The organism is Phaeobacter sp. B1627, assembly GCF_006265095.1.
GTDB lineage: Bacteria > Pseudomonadota > Alphaproteobacteria > Rhodobacterales > Rhodobacteraceae > Epibacterium.
Window position 1 is genome coordinate 116,239 of the sequence record NZ_VCNK01000013.1, and the last position, 8,721, is coordinate 124,959.

The 8,721-nt window shown below is 57.1% G+C and carries 6 protein-coding genes; 2 read left to right on the forward strand and 4 right to left on the reverse strand.

Annotation, left to right across the window (positions count from 1 at the left end; genetic code table 11):
* Window positions 1-80 precede the first annotated feature (80 nt).
* The 4 genes from FGE21_RS07970 to FGE21_RS07985 form a co-directional block, all read right to left on the reverse strand.
* Complete coding sequence (locus FGE21_RS07970) at window positions 81-494, reverse strand: response regulator (RefSeq protein ID WP_176695386.1); 414 nt, start codon at window positions 492-494, stop codon at window positions 81-83.
* Entirely contained in the window at window positions 463-1,944 is a 1,482-nt protein-coding gene (locus FGE21_RS07975) for a PAS domain S-box protein (protein ID WP_139662764.1), read from the reverse strand. Before FGE21_RS07975 ends, FGE21_RS07970 begins: the two co-directional genes overlap by 32 nt.
* 466 nt (window positions 1,945-2,410) lie before the next feature.
* Window positions 2,411-4,762: a TRAP transporter fused permease subunit gene (locus FGE21_RS07980; protein ID WP_255731437.1), complete on the reverse strand. Its 2,352-nt coding sequence runs from the start codon at window positions 4,760-4,762 to the stop codon at window positions 2,411-2,413.
* A gap of 65 nt (window positions 4,763-4,827) precedes the next feature.
* On the reverse strand, window positions 4,828-5,883 hold the full coding sequence (locus FGE21_RS07985) for a TAXI family TRAP transporter solute-binding subunit (RefSeq protein WP_139662765.1): 1,056 nt from the start codon (window positions 5,881-5,883) through the stop codon (window positions 4,828-4,830).
* A 136-nt stretch (window positions 5,884-6,019) separates the two neighbouring features.
* Here FGE21_RS07985 and FGE21_RS07990 point away from each other — a divergent pair, with 136 nt between their 5' ends.
* Both FGE21_RS07990 and FGE21_RS07995 read left to right on the forward strand, forming a co-directional pair.
* Complete coding sequence (locus tag FGE21_RS07990; protein WP_139662766.1) at window positions 6,020-6,532, forward strand: MarR family winged helix-turn-helix transcriptional regulator; 513 nt, start codon at window positions 6,020-6,022, stop codon at window positions 6,530-6,532.
* On the forward strand, window positions 6,529-8,184 hold the full coding sequence (locus FGE21_RS07995) for a sulfatase-like hydrolase/transferase (RefSeq protein ID WP_139662767.1): 1,656 nt from the start codon (window positions 6,529-6,531) through the stop codon (window positions 8,182-8,184). The genes FGE21_RS07990 and FGE21_RS07995 overlap by 4 nt, the downstream gene beginning before the upstream one ends.
* Window positions 8,185-8,721: the final 537 nt, after the last annotated feature.

Consider the following 8,721-nt stretch of genomic DNA (forward strand, 5'->3'; position numbering starts at 1 on the left):
GGATCAGGGCAGCAGCCGGACCCACGATCTGCGGCACCGGTCGCAACGCCACACACCCGCAATTGCCGATCGGGAACACCTCAGGCGTAATAGAGCTCCCGTATCGTCTCGACGCCTCCTTCATCCAGCGGCTTCACAACATAGCCTTTCACCGTCGGCAGGCTCTCGGCCTTCGCCCGGTCTTCGGGATTGTTGGAGGATGTGAACATCAAGATCACCACGCTGTCGGGTCCGCTGTCGACGTCCATGCGCCGCTGAAGCTCCTCTATCGTCTCGAAACCACTCATCTGCGGCATATTGATGTCCATTAGCACGAGGAGCGGCTTCGACTGCTGCGTTGTCAGCCTTGGTTCGCTGAAATAGGCCTCCAGGAACTCCCCCCCTGTGGCCACTTCGAGCACCTGCTCGAAATCATCGCACTTCGCCAGTTGCCGTTTGACGATGTATCGGTCAATCGTCTCATCATCGACCACTATTACCGGAATTTTGCTCAAGTTCCTTGTCCTCCGTCGGCAGAGTGAAGCTGAATTCAGCACCGGTCCCCACCGTGCTTGTCAGGGTAATGTCACCACCAAGGCGATCAATTTGTTTCTTCACCAATGCAAGGCCAAGCCCATCGCCACTGCGGTCATCAAGGCGTTTGAACATCAGGAAGACCATTTCATGGTTTTCTTTCGGAATGCCGACACCATTGTCGGACACCGACACATGAAGAGACTGATCGACCGTCCAACTCCTGACACATACTCTGTGCTCCGGTTTGTTGGGATCTCCATAGCGAAGAGCGTTCGACAACAGGTTTTCCATAATGATCTTGATCGTCGCGGGCTCGCTTATCACGGGGGCGTCGTGGTTTAGCTCCAGCAGGAGTGCGGTCGTGGATTTCCCCCCGGTCAAATCAAGCCAGATGTCCTGAACAACAGCGTCCAACTGTACAACAGCGCGCTCCACCGGATCACGCCCTGACCGGGCGACGGTCAGGATGCCCTCGATTTTATTCGCGCTGCGGCGGCTGATTTCCATGACTTTGGCAATATTCACCCGGACTTCGTCGAGCTCATCGTCATCCAGATCCTGAAGACAGATATTCAACAGACCGACGATCGAGGACAGCGGGGCCTTCAGGTCATGACTGGCGCTATAGGCGAAATGAGAAAGTTCGACATTGAGCGCCTCGAGTTCCTTGTTTTTGCGGGCCATAACTTCAGCTGCGGCAACCCGCTCCGACAAGTCGATGATCGTGCTCATGACCATCTGCCCTTCGGGCGTATCGACAGGTGTCAGCGCGATTTCCACCGGGATATTGCTGCCGTCGCGCCGACGTGCGAACAGATCTTGACCGCCCCCCATCGAACGCGCCGTTCGGTTGCTCATGAAGCTGCTGGTATAAACCGGGTGTACGGGGCGGAACTCTTCCGGCACCAGCATCTCAACGCGTTTTCCCAACAGGTCCCGTTCTTCATATTGGAACAGTTCGGATGCTGCGTGGTTGACTAAAACGATACAGCCCTTGTGGTTGACCATAACCATCGCGCTCGCCGCAGCATCCATAGCCTGTCGCAAACGCACCTCATGTGCCTTGCGCTGGCGGATATCGATCGCCGCAACAAGCGCCATAGGCTCGTCACTGTCCAAAACCGGTTCAAGCCCAAGTTCGAGAGGGATAACAGTACCGGACTTGGTCACTCCGTAGAGGTCACGCCCTGCCCCCATGCTGCGTTTGGTAGGCACCCGGTGATAGGCACTTCGCAGGTCGGGATGGCGGTTTCTCACCGGTTCCGGCACCAACACCTCAACACTCAAGCCAATCAATTCGCTTGCTTCATACCCGAACAGATCAAGAAAGCCGGCATTTGCCAATACAATTTCACCGCTGCCCGAAATGAGCAGCAGGGGAACCGGGGAGATATCGAATGCCAGCCGGTATTTCTCAATCATCAACATTTGCTACACTCGTTATTCGTAGGATTGCACTATTCGCAGGATTGGCCCCGGCGCAAACGCGCCGCTATGCCCGTTGAATAGATCCCGTGGCTCTGTCCGCCTGGCGCATGGGACAGGCGGCATGTCCCAACCGATCCTCTGAGTTCAGTTTTTGTGCCCTGTACAGCCCTCTCTCACAGACCTCCTGTGATGTTGAAACCCCTCCGATACCAGTGGGAATGCCATAACACAGTGGCACTCAGACACCTAACAAATGACTAACCAGCTTGCTTGCCGACGATCTTTGATCACATGTGGGATCTGCGGCCGGACATCAGTGTCGTCTTTGACCGTCCTGGGGCTTTTTCACGCCGGTCATCCACTGCGGCCAAACACTAGTGATCAGATATGCAACCCCATGATTTGACGGGCTTCGTTCCTGAATACGTTCACCAAGCGTTTGAATTCCGCGAGCGGCAGGTCACCTTTACGTGATGACTGCTCGTTTGGTGACAGCGCGACCCGCGGCAATATGATGCCACGACAGAAGGACAGCGGCTGCGCCGATCGCAACAACGACAACAAGCGGGGTTTTCCACAAAATCAAGACTGCCAGGAGAAGCCGCAACCCGACTTCTGGCCCATTGAGCTTTGCTCTGTCGAACCGCGCCAATGCTGATGCCAATAAGTAGAGCGACAGCGACAGACGCAGCAGAAGCAGGCTTAGATGGCCCCAATCGGTCTGGCTGGAATATCCATCCAAAAGAACCTTTTGGCCGGAGCTGTTGGTGATCGTTACAGCCTCTTCGATCAACAGGATTTCGGGATACCATGCGAAGACGAAGGGAATGGCGAACATGACAATCCCGACACGCACCGCCGCAACGCCTGTGCGCATGGGTTCGCCACCTGTGATGGACGCGGCGGCAAATGCGGCCACGGCAACAGGTGGCGTGATGGCCGATGCAACCGCGAAATAAAACACGAACATATGCGCGGTGAAGAAACTGACGCCAAGATTGGCAAGCAATGGCCCCAACAGAAGTGCTACGTTCACATAGGCGGGGACTGTCGGCATCCCCATTCCCAGCAAAATCGCGCACAGCATCGCACAGGTCAAAGCCAGCATCAGATAGACCCCGCCGACAATTGGAATTTGCCAACCGAACAAGCTCAACATATCCGCGCTTTCCAGCCAGGTGGTCACAGCGCGGGTCAATTCGCCCGTCAGGCCGCTTTCATTGAGGAATGCCGCGATGATGGAAACGGCGAACAGCAGCAAGAAAAGGCGCGAGATCAGAATCCCGCCCTCGCCGAGCGAAACAAGTATCTTGGATGGCTTTGCGCGCGTTTGGGGATCAAGGAACAACAAAGGGACCAAGACGGCGACCGCCCACCACCCCGCAGAAGTCGCATCACCAGTGGCATTGACAATCGTCTGCAGAACGCCGCTCCGCTCTGTCACGACGCGCAGGCCGTTCCGTAGCTCAGTTTCAGCGCCCAAAATCCATCCCAATGGCCCAACGCCAAAAGCATCTTTGTTGCCAAGGAGCAAAAGCAGGATCGTCAGGATGGGCAGGAAGATGATGATCAGGTTTACCCAGTCCTGACGGTGCATGATCAAATCATCCGGAACCACACGCATCGCCTCGACCTTGTCGCGGCGGGCCTGAAACAACACGGCCAAGAAGATCGAGAAGAAAAAACACATAGCCGGCAGAAACGCTGCCGTGATGACCTTTGTGTAGGGTACGGCAGTCAGTGCCACGAGCACAAAGGCCGCGACCCCCATAACAGGCGGCATGATTTGCCCGCCGGATGACGCCGCGGCTTCGACCCCGCCTGCGAAGTACCTATTGAACCCGTTGCGACGCATCATCGGGATGGTCAGCCGCCCGGTCGACAGCACATTTGTCACCGGTCCGCCTGTAATCGTGCCAAACATCGCTGATGAAACGATAGCGGCATGGGCCGGACCGCCGCGCAGATTTCGGGTCAACCGCACCGCCAGTTTAATGAGGGATGTGCCCCCGGCAGATGTCCCGAACAAGGCACCCAGGATCACATAGGGGAAGACTTGGTTCACGACGATGTCCATAAACCGCCCCATGAACCCGTCCGGCGAAATGAAGACATTCGTCGCCTTCTGCGTCGCAGCAGCAATGACATCCCCGCCCTCCGCGCCGAGCTTGGTCAAAAGGAAGTTGTTGTCGGACAGATCGAACACCCAGATCAGTGTGGTGGCGACGGTGTATAGGACGACAATGCTGGCCACCGCCACCAGCGGTAGCCCCCAAACCCGAACGTTATATAGGAAGAACAGCGTGATGATGGTGAACAGCAGTGGGATCGTCCAACTGCCGAGTCGTGACTGGCAGGACGGAACTTCTGCGGCAAAAGAAATCCCCGGGATGACATTGGACCGCTCCGCGGCATCCGCGATTAGCCGTGCGCGTTCGCCTGTGATCTGATCAATCAGACAAACACTGTCAATTTCGACGAGATAGCCGAACGCGCCAAGGGCTGCCCCGAGCAATAAGCCCGCATCCAGCAACAGGCCAAGCCAGGCCTTCTGCGGATGATCGACCTTCCACGCGCGATAGATGCTGGCGTCAAACACAACGATCGTCATCATCAGCATGAACATCGGTGGGAAGAAATACTCGGTCGGAAAGCCAGAGACACGGAAAAACGGTTGACCTGTAACCTCGCGCGCCCAATTTTGAAGCCCCGCGATTTCCGGCATCGTGTTCAACAAACCAAAGAAAACCAGCACCAGCGCGCATAGGATGGCGATGTTTTCAGAGGTCGTGCGTCGGGGACTCGTGGCGTTGGTCACGGTGAACTTCCTGTAGGGTATGGGGGAGCGCGGATGGTCCGGCGAAACACGCCGGACCTGATTTTTTACGGCCGCAGGCAGTCGGCAACCGTATGGCCAGCGGCCTCAAAGGCGCGAATGGCACCGGGGTGCATTTTGATCTGCACCGCGCCGCATGCGCCTTGGCTCACGCCATCAATATCACCGAAGGTCAGCGCCAGATGGGGCCCGACTGGGGCCCCCTGCTCAAAGCGCTCTTGCGCTTCAAGAAAGGCCGTCACGATGTCAAACGCCAGCTGTTCATCCATGCTGCCGGATGTGATTTCCGCAAATGCGGTGACATAGCTGTCAAACGTATCGTCATCGGTGACGATGGTGATGTCATTGCCCGCATAGGCCGCACGGTACTCTTCAACTGGCATCGAAAACGGCGCATGTCCCGGAGCTGCAACAATCTGCTGGCCAAGTTCGCTCGCCAACAAATCGGATGGCACGTCATAAAGTGTGGTCCCGCCGGCCGCTGCCAACTGGATTTGGCGACCGGACGGAATGCCATCGGGGGATGTCCATGCGTCAGCACCGCCCCCCGTGATGGTCGCAACGGTGTCGGGCCAAGGGGTTTGAATGCCCTCATAGCCCTCTCCGTCCTGCACGCCAGACAACAGCTGCACCATGGCGCGACCGGATGTCAGCGCGGCACCGCGTGGCGGGCCGTTCCAAATGCGCAAACCTTCAAGTTTGCGGATGTCTTCAATCGGCGCGGAATTGTAATGGCCAAAAATCTGGTGCGATCCAGCGTGGAAAAACAAAACCCGAATATCTGCGGCCAGATCGGCACCGCCCTCGGCACCGACACCGCTGTAGGGACCAATGCCGCGCGACAGCAGGAACGGTAAAATCATGGGAGCAGACGCCATATCAAGGCGGCCCTCAGCAACAGCCTGAACTGAATTGGTCAGCGTCGCGCCTTCGGTTACCTGAACGCTTGCGACGCCCGCGCTGTCAAGAACGGCGGCCAATGTCGTGTCCACGTAATGCGGCGAAGACCCCACGCTTGAGGTTTCAGATGTCAGTGTGACCTGCGCGGCCACGGCAAGTGGTGCCAATGCGACGGCCACACCCGCGAATGCAGATTTCATCATAGTTCTCTCTCCCTAATTCGCGCCGCTCCCGAGACGCAGCGCCCCGTGTCCAGGGCTGCTGGTAAAAAACGTCGCAGAAACTATATGACTTGTCACGTAATATTCTTCGGTGTTTAAGTTTGGAGGGGAGACACTGATGATGCAAACACCGACAGAACCTCAGGCTGAACGGATCAAACGGCGGCGCTTGCGCGAGAAAAACAACCTGTTTTCGCGTCTTCCTGCGACCTATGCGGCGTCACGTCTGCAGGGCCAGCGCATCCTTCAACGCGCAAGCGGTTTGTCGATTGTTGAATGGCGGGTGCTTTGGGATTTGTCTGAAGCGGGACCAATGACGATCCGCGACTTGGCCGAAATCCAACGCATTGATCACTCACAACTCAGTCGTGCGCTGCCAGCCATGCGGGACAAAGGGTATGTGACAATGGCGCGCAATGGCCAAGACGGTCGTCAGGTCTTGGTATCGCTGGCCCCTGCTGGCATCGCGGCCTATGCGCAAAGCGCGCCGGTGATGAAGCAACGGCGCGACGCCCTCAAGGCGGCCTTTACAGATGAAGAGTTGAAGACTTTTGTCGGCCTCCTCGACCGCCTTGAAGATTTTTTTCGCCTGCCCATTGATGCTATAGTTGAAAGTGAACCTGCCCAGTGACCGATACACCAAACGTTTTGTGGATTATGGCGGACCAGCTGCGGTTCGATTATCTGAGCTGTTACGGGCACCCGCATCTGCACACACCCCACATTGATGCGTTGGCAAAGCGCGGCATGCAATTCAATAAGGCCTATGTGCAGTCACCCGTCTGCGGCCCGTCGCGCATGTCTGCCTATACGGGCCGATACGTGCGCAGCCATGGGTCCACGTGGAATGGGATGCCGCTGCGCGTAGGCGAGCCGACGCTTGGTGATCACCTGCGCGAGGCAGGCGCGCGCGCAGTGTTGGTGGGGAAGACCCATATGACCGCCGATCAGGAAGGCATGGCGTGGCTGGGGATCGACCCAAAATCCGAAATCGGTGTGCGGGTGTCCGAATGCGGCTTCGAAGCGTTTGAGCGCGACGACGGATTGCACCCTGACAGCGCACGACAGAGATGGTCGGCCTATGACGATTATTTGGTCAACTTAGGCTACACATCTGAAAACCCATGGGAAGACTTTGCGAACTCGGGCGTGGATGCAGATGGTGAACTTCTGTCCGCATGGTTGCTGAAGAACTCTCGACTTGCGGCGAATGTGCCCGAAGAACATTCCGAAACCGCCTATATGACAAACCGTGCGATCGAGTTCATGGCGCAGGCGCAGGCAGACGGGCAGCCATGGATGTGCCACCTGAGCTATATCAAGCCCCATTGGCCCTACATCGTTCCCGCGCCGTATCACGATATGTACGGTCCAGAGCATATCATTGATCCGATCCGCTCGGATGCTGAGCGCGATGTGGACCATCCCTTGTTGCGTGCCTATCAAAACGCGCGCGTTTGCAAAAGTTTCAGCCGCGATCATGTGCGTGAACACGTCATTCCGGCCTACATGGGCCTGATCAAACAGCTTGATGACAATCTTGGCCGGTTGTTTGCCTGGATGGACGAAACTGGGATCAGCGAGAACACGATCATCGCCTTTACCTCTGACCACGGCGATTACATGGGTGACCACTGGATGGGGGATAAAGACTTCTATCACGAGGTTGCGGCCAAGGTGCCGTTGATCATCAGTGATCCGCGCCCAGAGGCCGACTCGACCCGCGGCACGGCGACAGATGAATTGGTCGAAATGATCGACCTTGCGCCGACCTTTCTGAATGCCCTTGGAGGCGAGCCAAAACCACACATCCTTGAGGGACGCGATCTGACACCCCTGCTACATGGCAGATCAGGGTTTTCACGGCGCTATGCGATCAGCGAGCATGACTATTCCAGCTTTGAAATGGCGCAAGAACTCGACGTTCCGCAAGAGGATGCCCGCACCGTCATGATCCACGACGGGCGTTGGAAATATATCCGCTGCGAGGGCTTCGCGCCCGTGATGTTCGATCTTAAGACCGACCCGCAAGAACTGCGCGACATTGGCAGCTCAGATGAGGATGAACATATCGCCGCGCGCGCAAAAATGGAGCAGGCCCTGACCGCCTGGTCCTTGCAACACCACACCCGCATAACAGCGACAGCAAAGGTATTGGCCGGACAGCGTAGGGCAGCCGAGACCGGTATTTTGATCGGCTTCTGGGATGAGGCCGAATACGAGGCTGCCACAGGCAAGCCCTTTGCTGCACTGATGCCCATCGGCAAGCCAGACAAAACTTAAGAGGCGCCGACGTTTAAGAGAAATGGAGGATTGCAGCCCTCAATCAGAATCGCGCTGCCCGTAGCAGATTGGTCGCGATAGATCTGCCTCGGCTCAGGACTTCGGGAACGGGGCCTCTCCGTCAGCGCCTTTTGACATGCGGAGCCGACCGCCTGTCTGCGGCGTTGATGAGAGTTCTGACGATGCCGAGCCGTTTCCACTACCGCCTTCGTCCGAGATCCCCCGGTGCCTGCTTCGGTCCATGGTCAACCCGGGACTACCAGAATGGTGCTGGTTCAATGCAATTGCGATGTCACCATCTCATTGGCGGTCTCGACGTGGACGGCACCAGCCCTGAGCACAGCATCATCGAAACCACGTCCCCGGGGGACCTCCGGGGCCTGCAGTCAGGCAGGCAACGGCTGGGAACACAATTTGTCAGGCCGCATGATCGCTTTCATCTTCGATCTCTGTGCAATTCCAGGCCACAGGGCGCAGATATCGCCCATAAACCGAGGCAGATCAAAGAAGTCGGCCTGAGCCGCCCCAATTGAGTGG